The organism is Campylobacter sp. MIT 12-5580, assembly GCF_005406235.1.
Taxonomy (GTDB): Bacteria; Campylobacterota; Campylobacteria; order Campylobacterales; family Campylobacteraceae; genus Campylobacter_D.
On the sequence record NZ_NXLK01000003.1, the window covers coordinates 224,202 to 243,793 of the forward strand.

The 19,592-nt window shown below is 35.3% G+C and carries 21 protein-coding genes; 16 read left to right on the forward strand and 5 right to left on the reverse strand.

All coding sequences use genetic code 11. From position 1 onward, the window contains the following. Positions 1 to 4: 4 nt before the first annotated feature. Positions 5 to 928: a tRNA 5-methoxyuridine(34)/uridine 5-oxyacetic acid(34) synthase CmoB gene (cmoB, locus tag CQA38_RS04670; protein WP_137632826.1), complete on the reverse strand. Its 924-nt coding sequence runs from the start codon at positions 926 to 928 to the stop codon at positions 5 to 7. Positions 929 to 977: 49 nt separating this feature from the next. Further along, a complete protein-coding gene (gene nth, locus CQA38_RS04675) occupies positions 978 to 1,604 on the reverse strand; it encodes an endonuclease III (protein WP_137632827.1) in 627 nt (208 codons plus the stop codon). A 76-nt stretch (positions 1,605 to 1,680) separates the two neighbouring features. Here nth and CQA38_RS04680 point away from each other — a divergent pair, with 76 nt between their 5' ends. Genes CQA38_RS04680 through CQA38_RS04705 form a run of 6 tightly spaced genes read left to right on the forward strand, consistent with a single transcriptional unit; the run spans position 1,681 to position 7,010 of the window. Next, positions 1,681 to 2,505, forward strand: a complete 825-nt coding sequence (locus CQA38_RS04680; RefSeq protein WP_137632828.1) for a peptidylprolyl isomerase — start codon at positions 1,681 to 1,683, stop codon at positions 2,503 to 2,505. Continuing rightward, positions 2,505 to 3,569: a class II fructose-bisphosphate aldolase gene (fbaA, locus tag CQA38_RS04685; RefSeq protein ID WP_137632829.1), complete on the forward strand. Its 1,065-nt coding sequence runs from the start codon at positions 2,505 to 2,507 to the stop codon at positions 3,567 to 3,569. Before CQA38_RS04680 ends, fbaA begins: the two co-directional genes overlap by 1 nt. A 6-nt stretch (positions 3,570 to 3,575) precedes the next feature. Next, positions 3,576 to 4,886: a MotA/TolQ/ExbB proton channel family protein gene (locus CQA38_RS04690; RefSeq protein WP_137632830.1), complete on the forward strand. Its 1,311-nt coding sequence runs from the start codon at positions 3,576 to 3,578 to the stop codon at positions 4,884 to 4,886. Continuing rightward, positions 4,883 to 5,725 (forward strand): hypothetical protein, encoded by an 843-nt coding sequence (locus CQA38_RS04695; protein ID WP_137632831.1) that lies wholly within the window; start codon positions 4,883 to 4,885, stop codon positions 5,723 to 5,725. Before CQA38_RS04690 ends, CQA38_RS04695 begins: the two co-directional genes overlap by 4 nt. Beyond that, complete coding sequence (locus CQA38_RS04700) at positions 5,715 to 6,593, forward strand: 1-aminocyclopropane-1-carboxylate deaminase/D-cysteine desulfhydrase (RefSeq protein WP_137632832.1); 879 nt, start codon at positions 5,715 to 5,717, stop codon at positions 6,591 to 6,593. Before CQA38_RS04695 ends, CQA38_RS04700 begins: the two co-directional genes overlap by 11 nt. Positions 6,594 to 6,620: 27 nt before the next feature. Next, positions 6,621 to 7,010, forward strand: coding sequence for a YbgC/FadM family acyl-CoA thioesterase (locus tag CQA38_RS04705; protein WP_137632833.1), 390 nt, complete (start codon positions 6,621 to 6,623; stop codon positions 7,008 to 7,010). Here the strand turns inward: CQA38_RS04705 and CQA38_RS04710 are convergent. The 3 genes from CQA38_RS04710 to CQA38_RS04720 are packed head-to-tail and all read right to left on the reverse strand — an operon-like array spanning position 6,991 to position 9,156. Then, a complete protein-coding gene (locus CQA38_RS04710; protein WP_137632834.1) occupies positions 6,991 to 8,034 on the reverse strand; it encodes a hypothetical protein in 1,044 nt (347 codons plus the stop codon). The two genes, CQA38_RS04705 and CQA38_RS04710, sit on opposite strands and share 20 nt — an antisense overlap. Positions 8,035 to 8,066: 32 nt before the next feature. Further along, positions 8,067 to 8,681 (reverse strand): uracil-DNA glycosylase family protein, encoded by a 615-nt coding sequence (locus CQA38_RS04715; protein WP_137632835.1) that lies wholly within the window; start codon positions 8,679 to 8,681, stop codon positions 8,067 to 8,069. A gap of 1 nt (position 8,682) precedes the next feature. Then, positions 8,683 to 9,156 carry a GNAT family N-acetyltransferase gene (locus tag CQA38_RS04720; protein WP_137632836.1) on the reverse strand — a complete coding sequence of 158 codons (474 nt, stop codon included), beginning with the start codon at positions 9,154 to 9,156 and terminating at the stop codon, positions 8,683 to 8,685. Positions 9,157 to 9,301: 145 nt separating this feature from the next. Here CQA38_RS04720 and rpmH point away from each other — a divergent pair, with 145 nt between their 5' ends. From rpmH to CQA38_RS04770, 10 genes are all read left to right on the forward strand, one after another. Next, on the forward strand, positions 9,302 to 9,436 hold the full coding sequence (rpmH, locus tag CQA38_RS04725; protein WP_004277342.1) for a 50S ribosomal protein L34: 135 nt from the start codon (positions 9,302 to 9,304) through the stop codon (positions 9,434 to 9,436). After that, complete coding sequence (gene rnpA / locus CQA38_RS04730) at positions 9,436 to 9,759, forward strand: ribonuclease P protein component (RefSeq protein ID WP_170999470.1); 324 nt, start codon at positions 9,436 to 9,438, stop codon at positions 9,757 to 9,759. The genes rpmH and rnpA overlap by 1 nt, the downstream gene beginning before the upstream one ends. Next, a complete protein-coding gene (gene yidD / locus CQA38_RS04735) occupies positions 9,747 to 10,067 on the forward strand; it encodes a membrane protein insertion efficiency factor YidD (RefSeq protein WP_137632837.1) in 321 nt (106 codons plus the stop codon). The genes rnpA and yidD overlap by 13 nt, the downstream gene beginning before the upstream one ends. 6 nt (positions 10,068 to 10,073) lie before the next feature. Then, on the forward strand, positions 10,074 to 11,684 hold the full coding sequence (gene yidC, locus CQA38_RS04740; protein ID WP_137632838.1) for a membrane protein insertase YidC: 1,611 nt from the start codon (positions 10,074 to 10,076) through the stop codon (positions 11,682 to 11,684). Continuing rightward, entirely contained in the window at positions 11,681 to 12,586 is a 906-nt protein-coding gene (locus CQA38_RS04745; protein ID WP_137632839.1) for a Jag N-terminal domain-containing protein, read from the forward strand. The genes yidC and CQA38_RS04745 overlap by 4 nt, the downstream gene beginning before the upstream one ends. Continuing rightward, entirely contained in the window at positions 12,579 to 13,922 is a 1,344-nt protein-coding gene (gene mnmE / locus CQA38_RS04750) for a tRNA uridine-5-carboxymethylaminomethyl(34) synthesis GTPase MnmE (protein WP_137632907.1), read from the forward strand. The genes CQA38_RS04745 and mnmE overlap by 8 nt, the downstream gene beginning before the upstream one ends. A gap of 18 nt (positions 13,923 to 13,940) precedes the next feature. Further along, positions 13,941 to 16,136 (forward strand): phosphoribosylformylglycinamidine synthase subunit PurL, encoded by a 2,196-nt coding sequence (gene purL / locus CQA38_RS04755; protein ID WP_137632840.1) that lies wholly within the window; start codon positions 13,941 to 13,943, stop codon positions 16,134 to 16,136. Next, complete coding sequence (locus CQA38_RS04760) at positions 16,136 to 16,912, forward strand: DnaJ domain-containing protein (protein ID WP_137632841.1); 777 nt, start codon at positions 16,136 to 16,138, stop codon at positions 16,910 to 16,912. The genes purL and CQA38_RS04760 overlap by 1 nt, the downstream gene beginning before the upstream one ends. Positions 16,913 to 16,960: 48 nt before the next feature. Further along, the gene (gene purH, locus CQA38_RS04765) at positions 16,961 to 18,490 is read left to right on the forward strand and encodes a bifunctional phosphoribosylaminoimidazolecarboxamide formyltransferase/IMP cyclohydrolase (RefSeq protein ID WP_137632842.1); all 1,530 of its coding nucleotides are present in this window, start codon (positions 16,961 to 16,963) and stop codon (positions 18,488 to 18,490) included. A gap of 214 nt (positions 18,491 to 18,704) precedes the next feature. Continuing rightward, a complete protein-coding gene (locus CQA38_RS04770; RefSeq protein ID WP_170999471.1) occupies positions 18,705 to 19,583 on the forward strand; it encodes an OmpA family protein in 879 nt (292 codons plus the stop codon). The last annotated feature ends 9 nt before the right edge of the window (positions 19,584 to 19,592 follow it).

Consider the following 19,592-nt stretch of genomic DNA (forward strand, 5'->3'; position numbering starts at 1 on the left):
CATCTTAAACCTTTAATTTAACATATACGCGTTTAGGTGCATCATAGCCTTCTAAAGTCTTCTTCTTATCTCCTTCGCTTAAGAAATCCTTAAGCGAATATCCTTCACTCCAAGCTGTTGTTCTTTGTTCAAATTCGTCCGTATCCCTAGTAGCCAATACTTCAAAATGAGAAAAACCAGCTTTTTCGCACCAATTGCGTAAGCCTAATATCGACGGAATGAAAAAAATATTTGCAATTTTTGAGTAAGTTTTTCGAGGAATCAAAGCAATTTCTCTTTCATCTTCTATATACATAGTATCTAAAAACACAACCCCACCTTTATTTAAAGCCATTTTTAATTGTTTTAAAGTTTTAAGCGGATCGCTTCTATGGTATAAAACACCAAGGCAAAAAATAAAGTCAAATTTAAGCTTAGCTTGCATACAAAACGCACTTAAATCCTCAACACCCAAAAGCTCAAAAGCGATATTAGTTCTTGCAAGTGTGTTTAAAAGATGAAATTGCAAAAAAGGACGCAAACAAGGATCAAAACCTATGATTTTTGCAGGCTTAAACTCAAGCATTTTAAACATATAATAACCATTATTGCACCCCACATCAGCAACGATTTTGCCTTCAAGCTCATTCATAAAAGGCTTTAAAATATCAAATTTAACAAAGCTTTGCCACTCGCTATCGATGAAAAGCTCATTAATGCAAAAGGGACCTTTTCGCCAAGGTTTTAATCTTAAAGCAAGCTCTTTTATCCTTTCGTTTAAAACTTTTAAGCTCAAATTCAAGTGTTTTAAATGCGTTTCATCAAAGTTTAAATTCACAGCCTCATTAAAACTTAAATTTGCTTTAAAATCAGGCGTAAGCAAACGATCAAGCTCATTTATATCTTCAAACTCCTTATTTTCAAGGAGTTGTTTTTGAATATTATTCATTGTTTTCCTCTTTTATATACTCGATTTTATCCTAAATACAAAGGTATTTTTAAGCTGGCGTTTTATCTTTGCTTTTGCATAAATGAGCTAAAAAGCATTCTTTGCAAAGTGGATTTTTAGCCTTGCAAGTATATCGCCCAAAAAGCACCATAGCTTGATGAAGGGTGTTGAGATTATCCTTAAAAATTCGCGTCAAATCCTCTTCTGTGGCTTCAGGCGTTTTTGCCTTGCTTAAGCCTAAGCGGTGAGAAACGCGAAATACATGCGTATCAACTGCCATAAAATTTGCCCCGCACCATTCTATAAGCACCACATGAGCTGTTTTTTGTCCCACACCAGCTAAAGACTTTAAATCCGCTTCATTAAGTGGAATTTCGCCTTTAAATTTCTCACATACAGCCTTAGCCATTTTGATGAGATTTTCAGCCTTGTTATTAAAAAAAGAACAGCTTTGAATGAAATGTTTTACACTTGCTAGATTCGCTTTTGCAAGGCTTTTTACATCTGGATAAGCTTGAAATAAAGCTGGAGTGATTAAATTTACTCTTTTATCGGTGCATTGTGCTGAGAGCATAACGCAAACTATGAGTTCATAAGGGTTAGAAAACACAAGCTCTGTTCTAGCCTTATCAAAATGTGTTAAAAATAAATTTTTGATTTCTAAGTTTCTTTTCATTTTTTTATTTTAGTTAATTAGCCTTAACAAAACTTCGTTATAATTCAAACAAATCTCATTTTTAAAAGGAAAAATAATGAAAAAACTTTCACTCATCACAGCAAGTTTGCTTGTTGCTGGCACACTTGCAAATGCTGCTGTAGTCGCAAGCGTTAATGGCAAAGATATCACAGATACTCAAGTCAATGAAGACTTAGCTCCACTTTTAAGAGGACAAAGCATTACAACCCTACCAGCTCAGCAAAAACAAATGGTGCTTACTCAGTATATAGCCGAACAACTCATACTTGAAGAAGCTAAAAAAGCCAATGTTGAAAAAGATCCTTTGTATGCAAAAGAACTTGAAAGAGCTAAAAACCAAATTTCTATGGTTGTATATCAACAAAAACTTGCCCAAAATGTAAAAATAAGCGACGCACAAATCAAAGCTTTTTATGATAAAAACAAACAAGCTTTTGTTGATCCAGCTGCTGCAAAAGCACGTCATATCTTAGTAGAAAATGAAGCTGAAGCAAAAAATATCATTAACGAGCTTAAAAACCTCAAAGGTGATGCTTTAACTCAAAAATTTGCCGAACTTGCTGGCACAAGATCAAAAGATCCGGGTTCAGCAGCAAGAGGAGGCGATCTTGGTTGGTTTGATGCTCAAAGTATGGTAAAACCATTTGCTGATGCAGCTTTTTCTTTAAAGAAGGGCGAAATGTCAAAAACGCCGGTAAAAACACAATTTGGCTACCATATCATACTTAAAGAAGATTCAAGAGCAAGAAAGCAATACACTGAAAAAGATAAACAAGTGCGTGATGTTATAGAAAACGAACTCAAAAAAGAAGAAGTGAATAAAATCTTGCAGCAAAAGGCTCAAGAACTATTCACAAAAGCAAAAGTTGAGATTAAATAATGGGCGTTTTAGAATTTGTAAAAGCTGGCGTAGTGAGTGGCGATGAACTTAACAAAGTCTATGAATACGCCAAAAGCGAAGGTTTTGCAATACCAGCTGTAAATGTCGTTGGCACAAATTCAATCAATGCTGTTTTAGAAAGCGCAAAAAAGGTAAATTCTCCTGTTATCATTCAGTTTAGTAATGGTGGAGCTAAATTTGTAGCTGGGAAAGCTTGCGAAAATGCCGATGTTTTAGGAGCTATTAGCGGTGCTTTGCATGTACATTTGCTTGCTAAGCATTATGGCGTGCCTGTGATCTTACACACAGATCATGCAGCACGCAAACTTTTGCCTTGGATTGATGGGCTTATCAAAGCTAGCGAGGATCATAAAAAGCAGCACGGAAAAGCCCTTTTTAGCTCTCATATGCTTGATTTAAGTGAAGAAAGTTTAGAAGAAAACTTAAGCACTTGTGAAGCTTATCTTAAAAAACTTGCTCCGCTTGGCATAAGTTTAGAGATAGAACTTGGTTGCACGGGTGGCGAGGAAGATGGCGTGGATAATACTGGCATTGATAATGCTAAGCTTTACACTCAGCCTGAAGATGTGGCTTTAGCCTATGAAAGACTTTTAAAAATCAGCCCAAATTTCTCAATCGCCGCAAGTTTTGGTAATGTGCATGGAGTATATAAACCGGGCAATGTAAGCTTACAACCTGAAATTTTGAAAAACTCACAAGCTTTTGTTAAAGAAAAGTTTAAGCTTGCAAGTAACAAGCCTGTAAATTTTGTCTTTCATGGTGGAAGTGGTAGCGAGTTGAAAGATATTAAAGATGCGGTGAGTTATGGTGTGATTAAGATGAATATCGACACTGATACGCAGTGGGCTTTTTGGGACGGCGTGCGTGGTTATGAGGCAAAAAACAAGGCGTATTTACAAGCTCAAATTGGCAATCCAGAAGGTGATGATAAACCAAATAAAAAGTATTATGATCCTAGAGTATGGCTAAGAGCAGGAGAAGAAAGTATGATCAAACGTCTTGAGATAGCCTTTGAGGACTTAAACTGCATAGCAAGGAATTAAGCATTTATGGATAAAGATAAGCAAGAAATTTCAGAACTTATTTTACCAGAGCTCAAGGAGAGAAAAGATTTTTTAGTATATTCAAAGATTGTTTTCTTTCCTATTTTACTCTATCTTTTTTTTGTGGCTGGGTATTTTAGCTATATTGATTTTAAGGTAGAGCTTCGTGATCTCATTTTAATGGGCGTTATTTTGTTTATCGCCTTGTTTTTTGCAAGACATAATGCAGAATACGCTTCTTGTATATTTTGGCAGCAAAAAGATGAGTTTAAACAAGCTTTAAAACGTTATATTATGAAAAATTTTCTCAGCATAGGTAAAGAAACAAAGTCAAATGCGAGTTTTGATGACTTTGCTTATACTTATATACGTTTTAATCGTAATGAAAATTTTGCAAGCATAGCTCCAAGCTCCTTTGCTGTGATGGGAATTTTAGGCACTTTCATTAGTATAGCTTTATCTATGCCAAGTTTTAAGGGTAGCGATTTAAGTTCTTTTGAGTTGGCACTTTCTGAGTTTTTAAGTAGTATATCTACGGCTTTTTATGTAAGCATTTATGGAATTTTTCTAGCTTTGTGGTGGGTATTTTTTGAAAAATTTGGACAAAGTAAGATTCAAAAGCTTTTAGATAGACAAAAAAGCTCTACAAGTGGCTTTTTTTGGAGCAAAGAAGAACTTGAGCAAAGGTATCTTACTCAGGGTTTAAAGCATTTTGAAAAAATTGCTGTGATTTTTGAGCAAGTCAGTAATGAGGAATTTTTCAAAGAACTTGATCATAGTATAGAGCGAAAATTTGGCTTGTTTCAAGAAATGCTTAATGTTGAAGAAAAGGCTATTCGCGTCAGTAGCGAGCATATCAAACAAACGATGAGCGAGCTAAATAGAGCACACAGAAATCAAAAAGATTTAAGTAAAATTTATCTTGAAATGACGACAAATATCAATACACTCAATCAAAATTTAAAAGAAATTACTGCAAGAATGAGTGAGCAATACAACCGCCTTTTAGATGTTAGCTCTGAAAAAACGCAGCATCTTGATCGAACTTTACTTTCTTTAGATGAAAAGATCGAAAACTTCAAACGCAATTTTGAGCATTATCAAGATCTTATGCTTGAAAATCAAGAAAAGATTTTTATAGGTTTTAAAAATAGTTTGCTTCAGGGTATGCGTGAATTTAAAGAAGTGTATGAAGAAGAAAGAAGCATAGATGATAAGATCGAAATGATGAGCCAGCTTAAAGCTGAAATGAACGAGCTTGATAATGAAGCAAGTGAAGTGATTGCTAAGTTAAACAAAAACAGCGAAGAGAAATGAAAAAGCAAAATAAGCAAGATAGCGGTCTTTTTTATCTAACTTATGCAAATTTATTGGCTGGCTTACTTTTTATTTTTTTGCTTATCATCGTGGTGCTCTTGCTTAAAAATTCTCTTGTAAAAACTGAAATTGTTAGCGAACAAAAAGATTTAAAAAATCAAAAAGAAAAATTTGAGCTTGAAAAAAAGGAATTTGTTCAAAGTCAAAGCCGTCTTTATGAACTTGGAGAGAAGCTGGGAAAAGACTTTAATATAAGTGCTTTAAATATTCAAGATAAGGAGTTTTTAACCCTTTTAGCACATTTAAATGAAAAAGAAGAACAACTAAGCTCCTTTAGGGCTGATTTTAACAAACTCAAAGATGAGCTCAATGGCTTTGGCGTGCAAAAAAGTGCTTTAATCTTAGAGCTTCAAGCCAAGCTTGATTCTCATATCACACTTGATTTAAACACTGCTTCGATGAATTTAAACACAAATATGCTTTTTAATGAAGGCTCTTATGTGCTTAAAGAAGATGTAAAAGCAAGGCTGAAACAGGTTTTAACTGAGTATTTTGATCTGCTTTTAAAAGATGAAAATTTGGCTTTAAGTATTGAAAATATCATTATTGAAACTTATAGCAATGAAGGCTCTTCGTTTGCATATAGGCTTGATTTATCCTCAAGAAGGGCATTTGAGCTAATGAGTTTTATTTTTTCTTTTTATAAAGATGAACGTTTAGAAAAACTCTTGCTTGTCAGCCCAAAAATCGATGATAAAGGCTCTTATATAAAGATTGATTTTAGCATTTCAAACCAAGCTTTATTAAAAAGACTCGAGCAGTTTTTTGATGCAAGATAGCATTATTCAAAAAATTACACTTGAGGGCTTTGAATTTTATGTTAAAAGAGATGATACCTTAGGACTTATCAACGGCAACAAAGCAAGAAAATTGTATTATTTTTTGCAAAATAAGGCTTTGTATAAGCCTAACACTCGTTTTGTAAGCTTTGGTTCAACGCAAAGCAATGCTTTGGCTGCCTTGAGTGATTTTGCAAAACAAAATGACTTCAAGCTTCTTTTTATCACACCCAAAATTTCAAATTTTTTAAAAGAAAATCCTCAAGGTAATTTTGCCTATGCTCTTAAAAATCAAGCATGTATCATCGAAAATACCTCAAATTTAAGTTTAGAGCAAAAGGCTTTAAGTTTGCTTGAAAAAGATGATGTTTTTATCCCTTGTGGAGTGGCATGTAAAGAAGCTGAACTAGGACTTCAAAAGCTTGCTGAAGAACTTAAAAGGCAAAGTGAGTGCTTGGGTTTAGAATTTGATCTTTTTTTGCCCTCAGGCACAGGTACAAGTGCAGCTTTTTTAGCAAAGCATTCTTGTTTTAAGGTTTTTTCATGTGCATGTGTGGGCGATAAGGCGTATGTGAAGGCTCAAATTACAAAGCTTATTCCGCATTATGATTTTTCAAATTTATTTTTTTTAGAGCCACCTTTGAAATTTCATTTTGCAAAGCCTCAAAAAGAGCTTTTAAGTATCTATCACAAGGCTTTAAAGCAATGTAAAATCGAATTTGATCTTTTATATGATAGTGTGGCGCTTTTAACGCTTTTAGCGTATCAAAAAGCTTTTACAAAGCCTGTGTTATACATTCATCAGGGTGGATTGTTGGGAAATAAAAGCATGCTTGAGCGTTATAAGCACAAATTTGGTTCTTTTTAGGATATAATATAAAAGAAAGGAAAGGCAATGAAAATTAGAGTATATTATGAAGATACTGATGCTGGCGGGGTGGTGTATCATAGTAATTATTTAAAATTTTGCGAAAGAGCAAGAAGCGAGCTGTTTTTTGAGCTTTATCCAAGTATTTTTGAAGCAAAAACAGGACATTTTTTGCTTGCAAAGGCAAATTGTGCTTTTGTGAAATCAGCAAAATTAGGCGATATTTTAGAAGTTAAAAATGAACTTTTAGAAGTAAAAAACGCTTCTGTTTTACTCAAACAAGAGTTGTTTAGGGGCGAAGAGAAGATTTTTAGTGCTGAATTTGTGCTTGTATATGTCAAAGAAAGTAAGCCCCAAGTGATGAGCAAGGAGCTTAAAGAGACATTTGTAAGGCTTTTTAGTACTCAGCAAAGTTAAATTCTAAAGCCTTCATTAGCTTTATATCATAAACAACTTGAGTATCTTCTATGCTTTCGCTAAACAAAGAAGAGCTTCTTTTATCCATAAAAGAAGTATAAAAGAAGTTAAGTCCTACACTAGTGGCGTATGCAAGCCAGTTGTATTCTATGCTTTGAGAAAAATTTTCATTCAAATAGGCTAGAGTTTTATCTTTGTTGGCTATAGAATTTGCGATGATAAGTTTTGCTCTATCTTCTTTTTGTGTAAGACTTAAAAGCATAGGATTGTAGCCAATCTGCGTAGAAAGTATATTTTGCACTTCTATATCATTAACTCTAAGTTGCGAGCTTATGATCGCGCTTGTAACCAAAGGCGTGTTTAAAAAAATGCTTGATCCACGCAAAGGACCCTTAGACTTTAGCACAGAAGCAAAATTAATCTTTTCGCCCTCGATTTTATAAGTTCTTGCATTTGGGACTTTTTTCAGTATGCTTTGATGAAGCGTGTTTGAAAGCACAGAATTATCATAAAAACTAGCGATATTGTTTGAATTTACTTCGCTTAAAAGTTTATCTATTTGAGCGTCATAATCGATTCGCCCAAAGTAGATATTTTTTGCGTCTATATTCGTATTTTTTTTATGCAGTGTAGGGATAAAAAACATCATATCATTTGAATGTTTTGCAAGTATATTTGCGCCCTTTAAGGTAAAGCCAGCGATGACAAAACGGAAATTCTCAGCTTCAAGCTCTGCTAAAACTCTATTAATCCTTGCTTCATCTTCAATGCCGATAAGAAAAACCTTAGTATCAATCTTTGCGTTTTGTCTTAAAAGATAAGCAAAGCTTGCGTTGATAATGGTGCTTGAGTAGCTTTTTATCGTCTTTTCTGGAATGATAATAGCAAGCTTACTTAAAGAATCTTTAGAAAAATCTTTTTTGCTTGTGTTATTTTCGCCAACAATGATCGTTTTTGGAGCTTGAGTAAGCGTGCAAGCGCTGAAAAAAACGACTATTGCAAGAGTATAAAAAATACTTTTCATCTTTTCTCCTTGAGTATTAAAAGCTTATTGTTTCATAAAAATGCTTTGAGTTTTGTTAAATCTTTGATAAATTCTTGTTCAAAACTTGGATTTTTGAGTATAAATTTTATATCAAAGCTCGGCATAATAAAGCTTTGTTTAAAATGTAAAATTTCACCTCTTAAACGCGTAAAATCCTCAAAGCCAAGATGATAAAAACTTTGCTTTCCAAGACAAAGAATGATTTTTGGGTTGATAAAAAAAAGTTCATCAAAAAGATAAGGCAAACATTGCTTGAGCGCAAAATCATCATCTTTGTTTTGGCTATAACATTTATAAATATAGCTCATATAAAAATCCTCTCGCTCTAAGCCTAAATTTTCTTTAAGCAAAAGCTTAAGCTTTATCCCTTCAGCAGAGTTTAAAAGTGTTTTGCTGTCATTTTCACTTGTCGATAAAAAATCACCAACAACCATTAAGCCATAATGCTTAAAAGTGTTTTGCATAATGCAAAATCGTCTTCTTTTTGAAAGCGGGCAAAGTTGGCAGTTTTGCACCTTTAAACGCAACTCTTCATAATCTTTGCTTTGAGGCGTAAAATCAAGTTCTTTGTCGATAAACTCATACCCAAAAGCTTTAAGATAGTGCAAAGAGCGAAGACTTTTCATCTTATGAAAAAAGCTTGCTGAGTGTATCGCCTGCTAGGCGGTAGGTTCGCCATTTAAGTGACATATTTTCAGCGTTTAAGCGTGTGTAAAAATTAATGCCAAGTTCATTGTCATGAAGACAAACCCATTCAAGACGTTTTAAGCCTTTTTCTTTGCATATATTCGCAAGATAGTTAAAAACAGCTTTTGCATAGCCTTTTTTGCGAAATTCTTTTTTGATATACAAGTCCTCAAGATACATTCCACCTCTACCCAAAAAGCTTGAAAAGGTATAAAAATACATCGCGTAGCCAACTGCTTTGCCTTGTTCTCTTAAGATAAGAGCTTTGGCGTAATTGTCCTTAAAAAAGCTTTCTTCATAGTCTTTTTTGGTGCAAACAAGCTCATCAAGCATATTTTCATACTCAGCAAGTTCTTTTACCATTTCTAAAATTTCATCTAAATCTTCTTTGCGTGCTTCTTGTATGCTAAACATTTTAGTTCCTTGTTTTTGATTTGAAAATGGAAATTTAACAAATTATTATAAAAAATACTCTTAAAAATTATGTGAATTAAAAGCAAATTTAAGTAATATTTGATTATAATAGCAAGCTTTAAATTTATATTTTTAAGGATAAGAAATGAAAAGAACTTACCAACCGCACAAGACGCCTAAAAAACGCACACATGGCTTTAGAGTGCGTATGAAAACAAAAAACGGACGCAAAGTAATTAATGCAAGAAGAGCAAAGGGCAGAAAAAGATTGGCTGTGTAGTGAAAACACCAAGCATAAATGATGCTGGGGAATTTTCACGCCTTTACAAAGAAGGGAAGAAGTGGCACTGCGAAGGCTTTATCATCTACTATCAAGCTCATTTTTGCAACAAAATGGCAGTAGTTGCAAGCAAAAAAGTTGGCAAGGCAGTGCTGAGAAACCGAGCAAAAAGGCTTTTAAGGGAGCTTTTTCGTAAGGTGGAAAAAGAGCTCATACAGGGCAAATATGTATTTATTGCCAAAGATGAGATCAATGAGCTAAGCTTTCACAAGCTTGAGAAAAATATCAAATGGGGGCTTAAGAAACTGCAATGTTTAAGATGATTTGCATTAAGACTATAGCTTTTTATCAGCATTTTTTAAGCCCATTAAAACCTAGAGTTTGCCGCTTTTATCCAAGCTGTTCTGAATACGCTAAATGGCAGTTTGAAAAAAGAAATTTTTTTGTCGCTTTTGTTTTAAGTTTGTGGCGAATTTTAAGGTGCAATCCTTATTTTCAAGGTGGATTTGACTATCCAAAGATCGCTAAACTTGATTTGAAACCTAGTTCATACAAAGCAGGCATAAAGATTAAATTTTTTTATATCCCTTATGCACATCAAAAATTTTACATCGTTAAAAAAGTTTTTTAAAGGAAAATCGTGAATTCATCTAATCCAAGTCAGCAAAAACGCGTCATTCTTGCCGTTGTTCTATCTTTTTTATTTTTCATTGTGTATGGAGAATTTTTTGTAAGCAAGCCAGCTCATGTCGAGCAAAATATCAGCCAAGAAGCCAATGAAAGTCTCATCTTGACGCAAAATCAAGCGCCAAGCATAAACACTCAAGCAAGCTTAAATTCACAAAGTCCAGCAAGTGCTTTAGAAAGTGCGAGTAAAAAAACTATCGCTAATATCCAAAGTGAGCATTTTAAAGCAAGTATCGATGAGCTAGGACGTATCTCAAGTTTTGTCTTAAAAGACAGCAAGTACCAAAATGAAGCAAAAGAAGCGATTGATCTTATCGCTAAAGACGCTCAGGTTTTGCCTTTAGAGCTAAGATTTAATGATGCTCGTATCAATGCGCTTGCTTTTAGCACCAGCTATACAAGCGATAAAGATGAAATTCTTGTAAGTGAAAACTCTCCTGCTACGCTTACGCTCACTCAAAATTTAGGAGAGCTTAACATTGAAAAAATCCTTACTTTTTACGCAAAGGGTAATTACACTATAGAGGTAAAACTCAGCAAAAACGCACAATACTTTATCACACCCGGCTCGCGCCCAAGTGAGATTATTGACTCTTATACCGTTCATGGAGCTTTGTTCCTTGATAAAGAAGATACGATTCATACCTTTGAAGATGGCGATGTGAAAGAAGATGAAAGTGTTGGTTTGGTGTATCTTGCTTCTGGTTTTGATCGTTATTATACCTCGCTTTTTTATAATTTTAATGAAGGTTTAAATGCTGTGATTAGTAAGGATAAAGCAGGAAATTCGCTGATCTTTGTGAGTTCAAATAATGAATTTAAAAGTGGAGCATACATAGGTGCAAAAGAACACAGCATACTTGAAAGCATTGATAAAAGGCTGATTAATGCTATAGAATACGGCTGGTTTACCTTTATCGCTAAGCCGGTATTTTGGTTTTTAAATTATTTACATAGCTATCTTGGGAATTGGGGCTGGGCTATAGTTGTGCTTGTGCTTGTGATCCGCCTTGTATTATTTCCATTGACTTACAAATCAATGATTTCTATGAATAAACTCAAGGATTTAGCTCCAAAGATGAAAGAAATTCGCGAGCGATATAAAGGTGATCCGCAAAAAATGAATACGCATATGATGGAGCTATACAAAAAGCACGGAGCAAATCCTTTTGCTGGGTGTTTGCCTATACTTTTGCAAATTCCAATTTTCTTTGCGATTTATCGCGTGCTTTTAAATGCCATCGAGCTTAAAGCTGCTCCTTGGGCGCTTTGGATACATGATTTGTCTGTGATGGATCCGTATTTTATCTTGCCTATTTTTATGGGAGCGACTATGTTTTTACAGCAGCTTATCACACCTATGGCTATACAAGATCCAACTCAGGCTAAGATTATGAAGTTTTTGCCTATCATCTTTACTTTCTTTTTCATTACCTTTCCGGCTGGACTTACGCTGTATTGGTGCACCAACAACCTTTGCTCGCTTTTACAGCAATGGGTTGTAAATAAGCTTTTCGCAAAAGAACATCACAAAAATAAAGAAGTGGAACAAATACAATGAGAGTTGAAGCAAAAGATTTACAAAGTGCCTTAACACAGGCAGCGCAGAACTTATCTTGTTCTGTTATGGATTTAGAATATGAAGTTATCCAACAAGCAAGTAAAGGCTTTTTGGGCTTTTTTCAAAAAAATGCGATCATAGAAGCAAAAAACAAGAAAAAGCCTTATCACAAAGCAGACAAGCAAAACAAAAAAAGAGAATTTGACAAAACGCACCGAAGTTTTGAAGATAAAAACTTTTCTTATGAGAAAAAGCCATATATCAAAGCTCATGATGAACGATTAGACGAAAGAGCAAATGAAAAAAATACCGAAAAAACGCTTGAAAAACAAACTCAAGAATACAAAAGCAAAGAAAGGCTCAAAGCCCCATCATACACGATCAAAGAAGAAAGTATTTTTGCAAGTTTTCATAAAGAAGAGCAAGAGCTTAAAGATCCGGAGTTTTATCTTGAGGAGATCAAAACTCAGCTTAAAAACCTAATGGCTATTTCAGGCTTTAAGATAGCTATTAGCGAGCTTAGAGTATATAGCAAAGATAGTATTTATATTAAGCTTGATGGCGAGGACGCTGCACTTTTGATAGGTAAGGAAGGGTATCGTTATAAAGCTTTGTCGTATTTGCTTCACAATTGGATCAATTCAAAATATAAGCTTTTAGTGAGGCTTGAAATTGCTGAGTTTTTAAAAAATCAAGAACAAGGTATGGATTTTTATCTTAAAAATATCATCGAAAAAGTCGAGGCTACGGGACGCGCACAAACCAAGCATTTAGATGGAGTGCTTGTAAAAATCGCTCTTGAAAAGCTAAGAGAACGTTTTCCAAACAAATATGTAGGCATAAGACAAAATGGTGATCAAAAATTCGTTGTGGTGAATGACTTTTTCAAAAAAGATGAATGAAACCATAGCTGCTATAGCAACACCTCAAGGCGAAGCTGCCATATCTATAGTCAGATTAAGCGGAATAAAAGCTTATGAAATCGCACTTTTAATGAGTAAAAGAGCGCATTTAAAGCCCCGCTATGCCCATTTAAGCAAAATTTACACCCAAGAAAATGAACTTATCGATGAAGTTATCCTTCTTTTTTTTAAAGCTCCTCATAGCTTTACGGGCGAAGATGTGGTTGAGTTTCAAAGCCATGGTGGCTTTAGCGTTGCTTTTATCTTGCTTGAAGAACTTTTAAGGTATGGGGTTCGTTTGGCAAATGCTGGTGAATTTAGCAAAAGAGCATATCTTAATGATAAAATGAGTCTTTTAAAAGCCTTGCATATCAGCGAGCTTATCAAAGCCAAATCAGCCTTTGGTGCAAAACTTATCGCAAGAAATTTAGAAGGCAAGCTTCAAACGCTTTTGGAACAAATGAGAAATGATTTGCTTAAAAGCCTTGCTTTTGTTGAAACAAGCATTGATTATGCTGATGATGATCTGCCTTTAAATTTACTCAAAGATATTCAAGCTATGTGCGAGCAAAATGCCAAAAAGCTTGAGCAAATCACTTCAATCTCAAAAACAAAAAAAGGACTTATCGAGGGCTTTAAAATCGCTATCATTGGTAAGCCAAATGTCGGCAAATCCTCGCTTTTAAATGCTCTTTTAAGCTATGAAAGAGCTATAGTTTCAAATACAGCTGGCACCACAAGAGATACCATAGAAGAAAGCCTAAAAATAGGCTCTCATCTAGCAAAGATTATCGATACAGCCGGCATTAGAAACTCAAATGATACTATAGAGCAAATGGGTATAAAGCTGAGTAAAGAAGCTATTGCAAAGGCTGATATTATCCTTGCTGTGTTTGATAACTCAAGGGCTTTTGATGATGAAGATGCTGAGATTTTAGAGCTTGTTAAGCCTTTTTTGGGTGATAAAAGTGAAAAAAAGGTTTTTTTGTTACTGAATAAAAGCGATTTAAAGCCCAAATTTCATTTTCCAAAGGATTTATCTTTCATAAAACTTTGCACCAAAGAGCCTTTAGATGAGCTTTTAAAGGCTTTAAAGTTATACTTGAATTCTTTAGAAAGTGTGGAGTTTGTTTTGCCAAATTTAGAGCTAGTGCATTCTTTTGAAGAGGCGAGCAAGGCTTTGCAAAGGGCTAAGGTTTTAATTGAAGAAAATTCACTTGAGCTTTTTGCTTTTGAGCTTCATTTAGCTTTAGATGAAATCGCTAAATACACGCAAAAGATAGAGCATGGCGAAGTGCTTGATGCGATGTTTAGCCATTTTTGTTTGGGTAAGTAAATTTAAAAAGGAGTGAGTATGGATAAGGACATTATAAAAGCACATAAAATCAGCGATGAAGAGTATAAAGAAATACTTAAAATTCTAGGCAGAGAGCCAAATTTACTTGAGCTTGGCGTGTTTTCAGCTATGTGGAGCGAGCATTGTTCGTATAAGTCAAGCAAAAAATACCTTAATGGCTTTCCCACAAAAGCACCTTGGGTGATACAAGGACCTGGAGAAAATGCTGGCGTGATCGATATAGGCGGAGGCATGGCAGCTGTGTTTAAGGTAGAAAGTCATAACCACCCAAGCTTTATCGAGCCTTTTGCAGGAGCAGCTACTGGTGTGGGTGGGATCATGCGTGATGTTTTTACTATGGGCGCGCGCGTGGTTGCTGGCTTAAATTCCTTAAAATTTGGCGATATACACGATGCTAAGATCGCTAAACACCAAAAATACCTTGTCAAAGGCGTGGTAAGTGGTATAGCTCATTATGGAAACTGCATGGGTGTGCCTACTATAGGTGGAGAGTGTAGTTTTGATGAATGCTTTAATGGCAATATCTTAGTTAATGCCTTTGCGCTTGGCATTTGCAAGCAAGAAGAGTTATTTTATGCTAAGGCTGAAGGTGTTGGAAATCCGGTGATTTATGTAGGCTCAAAAACAGGTAGAGATGGGCTTGGTGGAGCTGTTATGGCAAGTGATAGTTTTAGTGAAAATAGCAAAAGCTTGCGTCCAACCGTGCAAATTGGCGATCCATTCACTGAAAAACTCTTAATGGAAAGCTGTTTAGAGCTTTTTAAGAAAGACCTCATCATTGGCATTCAAGATATGGGTGCGGCTGGGCTTACTTCAAGTTCTTTTGAAATGGCTGGTAAAAGTGGTGCGGGCATGAAACTTTACCTTGATAAAACGCCGATGAGAGAAGAGGGTATGAGTCCTTATGAATTAATGCTGAGCGAAAGTCAAGAAAGAATGCTTATTTGCGCAAAAAAGGGCAAGGAAAAAGAAGTGATTGAAATTTTTGAAAAATACGCCCTTGATGCAGCAGTGATTGGCGAAGTAAGTGATACAGGCAAAATGGAGCTTTTTTGGCATAATGAGCTTGTTGGAGAAATCCCAATCGCACCTTTGAGCGAAAAAGCGCCTATTTTAGATAGAAAAACGCAAAAGCCAAGGTATTTAGAGCTTATGAAAGAGTATGATTTTATGCTTAAAAACTCAGCAACTCATACACTTAAAACACTTTTAAGTAATGAAAATATCGCTGATAAAGCTTTTATTTACGATCAATTTGACTCAAGCGTACAAACAAACACCATTAAAGCTGATGGTAAGTTAGGTGCAAGCGTCATACGCGTCAAAGAAAACAACGCAGCCTTAGCTATGGCTGTGGAGTGTAATTCAAGGCTTAATTTCATCGATCCGTATAAAGGTGCGGCTTTAAATGTGATGAATGCTGGACGTAAGGTAGCGTGTGCTGGGGCAAAGCCTTTGGCGATTAGTGATTGTTTAAATTATGGTAGTCCTTTAAATGCTGAGGTGATGTGGCAATTTGCTCAAGGTTGCGAGGGCATAAAAGAAGCGTGCAAGGCTTTAAATACGCCTGTTGTGAGTGGAAATGTAAGCTTATATAATGAAACTGATGGGGTAAGCATTTACCCAAGCCCGACTATAGTGTGCGTTGGTTTAAATGAAAACGCTCAAAACTCCTTAAAATCAAGCCTTGAAAAAGAAAATATCAGTCTTTACCTGCTTGGCGATACCAAAGGCGAGTTTGCGGGCTCACTTGTGGCAAAGGTGCAAGATAAGTTATGCGAGGGTAGGTTAAATGAACTTGATTTTAATGCAGAGCTTAAGCTTTGGGATTTGCTTTTAAGGGCAAATGAAAATAAGCTTTTAGAATGTGCAAATAGCGTTGGCGTAGGAGGTTTGGCTGTATGCTTGGCAAAAATGTGCGCTATTAGCGAAGTTGGCATAAAAGCTGAAATTTATTTTAAACACCCAAAAATAAGTGATGAAGCCTTGCTTTTTGATGAGAGTGCAAGCAGAGCAGTAGTAGGTGTAAGTGATGAGGCAGCTTTTGAAGCGCTTGCAAAAGAATTTGGGGTAAATTATATCAAACTTGGCGTAAGCACAAAAGAACAAATTTTTAAGCTTAATACTCTCACTTTAAGCAAGCAAGAACTTGATGAGCTTTATTTTTCAAGCTTTAAAAAGGAACTTTTATAATGGCTTTTATACTTTTGCTTTTGGCAATTTTTGCCTTTGTTTGGTATTATAAAAACTACATGGCAGGGCAATCATCAAGCACTTTTCAAAAATTCACAAGAGCAAGCAAAGGTTTTGGCAAGAGCTTTGCTCAAGGAATTTACGAGCAAAGGCTTGATGAGTATAAAAGAAAGATGAATTATTATGTCGTTGCGCTTTTAGCTAAGATCGCAAAAAGTGATGGTAGAGTTTCTCAAAGCGAAGCGGATATGATCACTCAAATTTTAAATGCCAATGCAAGCGATGAGAAAGAAAGAGCTTTTTTAAAGGCAAGTTTTAACGAGCATAAAAACGAGCTTAATGATACGCAAAGTGTGGCGTATGAGTTTATGCGTGAGGTTCCACTACCTCAAAATGAACGTTTGAATGTCTTAAGAATGTTTGTATATGTTGCTAGTATAGATGGAGTGATGAATGATACTAAGATCAAGCTTTTAAGTCTCATCGCTTCAGCCTTTGGTGTAAGCACTTTAGAGCTTGAAAGTTTTATCGCAAGTTTTAGACATAGCTCAAACTCCAAAGAACTCAGCCTTGATGAAGCTTATAAGGTGCTAGAGCTTGATAAAAATGCTGATATAAATGAACTTAAGAAAAGATACAGAGCCTTAGCTAAAAAATACCATCCAGATATCTTAAACGCAAATAATGTCAGCGAAGCCGAACTTAAGCAAGGTGCGGCTAAATTTCAAGAGATTAACGAAGCTTATGAAAAGCTTAAGAAGCATTTAGAGAATTAAGTTTTAAATTTGATATAAAATTATCAGCAGAAAAAAAGGAGAACAATCATGAAAAAAGCACTCATTAGCGTGAGCGATAAAGAAGGTGTGGTGGAATTTGCTAAAGAGCTTGTGAATTTAGGTTTTGAACTACTTTCAACTGGAGGCACTTATAATTTACTTAAGCAAGAGGGCTTAAAGGTGCAAGAAGTGAGCGATTTTACAGGACAAAATGAGCTTTTTGAAGGACGCGTTAAAACCCTGCACCCAAGAATTCATGGGGGCATTTTATATAAAAGAAAAGATCACGAGCAAGAAGCTAAAGAGCAGGGCATTGAGGCTATTGATTTGGTATGTGTGAATTTATATCCTTTTAAGCAAACTACTCAAAAAACTGATGATTTTGATGAGATAGTCGAAAATATAGACATAGGCGGTCCTTGTATGCTAAGAGCAGCGGCAAAAAACTATAAAAGTGTTTTGGTGCTTTGTGATAAGGCTGATTATGCCCAAGTTTTAAAAGCCTTAAAAGAGGGTAAGGCTGATGAAGAATTTAGGCTAAAATTGATGATAAAAGCTTATGAACATAGTGCAAATTATGATGGTTTTATCGCAAATTATCTAAATGATCGCTTCAACAAAGGCTTTGGAGCAAGTAAATTTATCATAGGACGCAAGGTAATTGATACTAAATATGGCGAAAATCCTCACCAACAAGGGGCTTTATATGAATTTGAAGATTTTTTTAGCACCCATTTTAAAGCTCTAAAAGGTGAGGCAAGTTTTAATAATCTTACTGATATTAATGCAGCCTTAAATTTAGCCTCAAGCTTTGATGAAGAAGCAGCCGTAGCCATCATAAAGCATGCTAATCCTTGTGGTTTTGCCATAAAGGAAAACTTAATGCAAAGTTATATAGAAGCTTTAAAATGCGATCCAGTAAGTGCTTATGGAGGCGTGGTGGCGATAAATGGGCTTTTAGATGAGGCTTTAGCCTTAAAGATCAATGAAATTTATGTTGAAGTTATCATCGCTGCAAGTGTGGATAAAAAGGCTTTAGAAGTGTTTGAAAACAAAAAGCGTATAAAAATTTTCACTCAAGAAAGCAAGTTTTTACGCCCTGCTCATGATGCTTTTGATTTTAAGCATATAAGCGGAGGCTTTGTGTATCAAAACAGCGATAAGGTAGGTTTAAACGAGCTTAAAGAGGCGACTTTAAAAAGCACAAGAGCAGCTAGTAAAGAAGAATTTAAAGACTTAGAAATCGCTCTTAAAATAGCCGCTTTAACAAAGTCAAATAATGTAGTATATGTCAAAGACTCAGCCATGCTAGCTATTGGCATGGGTATGACAAGCCGCATTGACGCAGCAAAAGCAGCCATTGCTAAGGCTAAAGACTTGGGGCTTGATTTAAAAGGTTGTGTTTTAGCAAGTGAAGCCTTTTTTCCTTTTAGAGATAGTATAGATGAGGCAAGTAAGGTTGGGGTCAAAGCCATAGTAGAGCCAGGAGGCAGTATAAGAGATGATGAGGTTATACAAGCAGCTAATGAGCATGGCATGGCTTTATATTTTACTGGTGTGAGACATTTTTTGCATTAAGGTTGAGATAAACAAAGTTTTTTATGGTTTTTTCAGTAGCTTTGTTTGATTTTTTTGTAAAAAAATTATGTGAAATGAGTTGATTTTGCGTGTAAATTTGACAAATAAGGCTTTTTTTGGTAGTGTTATGAAAAAAGAAGCTATCAATCAAAATGCTTTAAAATTTAGCATTTTAAATAGCTTTTTTGCAATTTATACATTGTAAGGAAAAATGATGAAAAATAAGCTGATGATTTTACTTATCCTTGTGGTGCTTATTTTGTGTGCTGTTGGGTATTATGTGCTTACGAGCTCAGATCCTAAAAATATCAGTTTTTATGAGCCAAAAACCCAAACTTCCCCTCAAAGCACTCAAACAAGTAAGGCTCAACCTCAACAACTTCCACCACAACAAAATACCATGCCAGCTCAAAATCCTCCTCAAAACAAAGCCCTTGAGCAAAGCACACCAGCAAATACACAAAGAGCTTCAAAGCCAAATTTAGCCCCCACAATGCAAAGTTTAAGAAGCGAGTATGAAGCCTTGCTGAAGCGATCTAGGCATGATAGAAGTCTTGGTGAGCCACGATATGATGTGTATATTGTTGATTCACAAAAACTTCATGCAAATGAAAGAAAAACGATCAATTCTATCACCACCACGCTTTCAAGAAGAGGTGGCTTTTTAGAATACGCTTTATTTGTTGAAAAAATAAACACAGAAAATATCAAAATCACGCTTTTTAATAAAAGCTTACTTGATGAAACAAACTTTATCGCAAGCCCTAAACCCTTGCCACCTCTTTGGTTTAAATTCAACCAAAGCTCAATGCAAAGCATTAAAAATAGCTTTTATATCAACGAACTTAAAGCCACGCTTAAACCACAAAGTAAGATTAAAAGCATTGTTTTAAGCGGACATACCGATGAGGTGGGAAATGCAGCGTATAATTATATGCTTGGGCTTAAAAGAAGTGCAGCTGTAGCAAGTGAGTTTTTAAGGATAAGTGGTAAAATCATCATTCAAAGCTTTGGAAAAGACAAACAACTTACTCACGATATGGACGAAAGCAAACGTTATGTCAATCGCCGTGTTGAGACTCTTTTTGAGTAAAAAGCATAA